Annotated in this window: 1 protein-coding gene and 1 pseudogene; one reads left to right on the top strand and one right to left on the bottom strand. The window is 65.0% G+C overall.

Translation table 11 applies throughout. The features are described from left to right. Window positions 1-619: 619 nt before the first annotated feature. Window positions 620-1,993: an ISL3-like element ISMlu13 family transposase gene (locus tag KVS67_RS11285; RefSeq protein WP_217565372.1), complete on the bottom strand. Its 1,374-nt coding sequence runs from the start codon at window positions 1,991-1,993 to the stop codon at window positions 620-622. Window positions 1,994-2,261: 268 nt separating this feature from the next. On the opposite strand from KVS67_RS11285, the pseudogene KVS67_RS11280 reads away from it, so the two are divergent. Next, window positions 2,262-2,591: pseudogene (locus tag KVS67_RS11280) on the top strand (recombinase family protein); the annotation flags it as partial. Window positions 2,592-2,669: the final 78 nt, after the last annotated feature.

Below are 2,669 nucleotides of genomic sequence, written 5' to 3'. Positions count from 1 at the left end.
TTCCTTCCATTTACCCTCCGCTCCCTTAACTTGCACGAAGTTGCGCTCATCTCCATGCCGAGGATTGTTGGTTATGGGGTTCAGCGCTATGTAGGGCGAAGGGGACTCGATCGTGAACGTGGCACGGGATGCCGGTCCCCAGCCTCCGGGCCATTCATCAGCTCGGGTCGATGAGGACGCTGCATCTTCAGGTGCTGCAGGTTTCGCGCTTTCTGCCTTAGAGGGTGCTGGCGGAAGAACTTGATCCCGGCTGACTGGGGTTCTGTCTAGAACGCCCTCGAAGTAGTAGGTGAATACGGCTCCAAGTATGAACAAGCCGGCTGAGATCGAGATCGCGCGGTGATTCGTCATCCACTGAAGAGAGCTCCTCATCCACTGAAGAGAGCTCCTGAACGCACGATGATTCTTCGCCCGCTGAAAAATCCTCTCTTGCGGTCGATTTGCCTTCCCGCGCGCAGGGCTCTTGCCTGACTCGGTGGCGCGGTAGCCTCGTCTTTTGGCGTTCATTCAAGCACTTTCCGTCGAGACCACGTCCGCGACCCCAAGGATGAGTAGCCTTCGCCTGGAAGCGAACATCGCTGCTGGTCCTTAACATATGCCAAGAGAGTTAAAGGGCTCTTCACACTTGAGCGTGGAGTCCTGCTCGAGGGTGGATCTGGGAGCGTCGGCGTGTCCGTCGGAAGCTCCTGGCCAGAATACGTGACTGGTAGTTGGTCTGGTTGCGGAACCCGCGGCCGGTGCGCTTGACCTGTTTGATGGCCGTGTTGGCCGCCTCGGTGCGGGCGTTCGTGACTCGGGTGCGGATGAACACCTTGATCTCGACCCACCACTTCCCCACGGTGGCCGAGAGCCGGTCGGCCTCCGGCAGTCCTGCGGCGGCCACGGTCAGCTCGAAGTCGATCCGGGCGTTCTGGGCCGCTGCGACGGTGGGGGCGTTCAGGATCCGCCGCAGGTGCTCCTTGACCGCCCAGGCGGCGGCGACCTGCTCATAGGCATCGTCGTCCAGGACGTTCTCGAGTCGGCGCAGGCCGGCCTCGGTGAGTCGGTCCCCGGCCCGCAGCAGCAACATCCGGTGAGCCCACACGGCATCCTGCTTGCGGCCCCGCCGGCCCAGGACTTCGCGCACCACGCGTTGGCGGACCTCGGTGAGCATCTGGTTGCCGAGCTTGACCGGGTGGAAGTGGTCCACGCTGATGTCCACGGTCGGCAGCACCTTGCGGATCGCGGTGCGGAACGTGGCCGAGGGATCGATGGCGACCACCTCGAGCCGATCCAGCCAGGCTTCGGAGCGTCCGGCCAGCCAGGCGGTGACGTTGCGGGAAGACCGTCCGTCGACGACGCCGAGCACGTGCCCGGTGTCGGCGTCGACAAAGGTGCTCATCCACGGCTCGACCCGGCACCAGACGGCCGTGTCGGGGTGTTTGAACCACTTGGCGGTGGCGAACCGGTGCTCGTCGATGCCCAGCGCCCGCACCGGCACCTTGTCGACCTCCGGCAAGACCATGGTGTGGCCCAGGATGGCGGCGTTGACGGTGCCCCACGCCAGGCCATGCGCGTTGGCGGCTTCCGCGGTGGCCCGGCCGGAGTCCAGCACCGCGGCCACCACGGCCTCCCGCAACCGGGTGGTACACCGGGCCCGGGCCGGCAACTGGTCCGTGGTCTGCGTGAAGGTCCGGCGCGGGCAGGCCCCCTCGGCGCACAGGAACCTGGGCTTGACGACAACCAACTCCAACAGGTCCCCACCGACAGGGATGTCCTTCACGGACTGGCGGACCCGCTGGTGCACCCGGCCCGAGAACACCCCGCAGCCCGGGCAGGCCCCCTCGGCGGCATCGGCAGCCACAACGACACGCCTGCCTCCCAGTGGCCGGTCGAGGGCCTGAAGGACGGTGTAACCCTCCAGGTTGAACACCACCGATGCCGCCGCACGGACGTGGTGCTCGGCAGCGGCGTGGGCAGGCAGGGGCAAGGCAGCGCGCGTACGCTGGGACATGGCTCGTGTCCTTCGTGATCGAGGTTAGATTCTTCGCAAAATCCATCCTCTTGCAAGGGCACGAGCCCCTTGACTCACGACACCCCCACGCTCAACTGGGAAGAGCCCCTATGGGTTACAAGACGTCTCACGGTTGCCTTTGCGAACGATTGGTCGTCCGCGAGTTTCCGGGCCCGAGTCTTGCAGAATGATTCTTGTAACTATGTGTCGGAACTGTCGGGCTAGAATTGAGTCTTCAACGTTGGTTTCGAGACACTTTGGGGTGGTCGTGGGGAAGCTCATTGGATATGCGCGGGTCTCCACTCGCCGACAGGACGCCGACCGGCAGGTCGAGGACCTCCGCGCCGCCGGGGTGCGGCGTGATGATCTCTATGTTGACCACGGGGTGTCCGGGGCTCGGGCCTCGCGGCCGAAGTTCGATAAGGCGGTCGCGGCCCTCGAGGCGGGGGACACCTTGGTCATCACCACTCTGGACCGGTTGGGTCGGTCCACCCAGAACATGCTGGCCTTTGCGCAGTTGCTCCGGGACCGGGGGGCAGGACTTCGGGTGCTGAATCTGGGCGGGGGAGACGTGGACACGCACACACCCATGGGCTCCTCGAGGGCGCCTTCGCCGCGAAGATGCGCAACATGGGCGAGGCCTGCACCGCCGCCAACCGCTTCCTCGTGAAGTCGG

It is taken from the genome of Micrococcus sp. GbtcB5, from assembly GCF_019091605.1.
GTDB lineage: Bacteria > Actinomycetota > Actinomycetes > Actinomycetales > Micrococcaceae > Micrococcus > Micrococcus luteus.
Note: the sequence above shows the minus strand (reverse complement) of the source record. Positions and strands in the feature narration are given on the sequence as shown.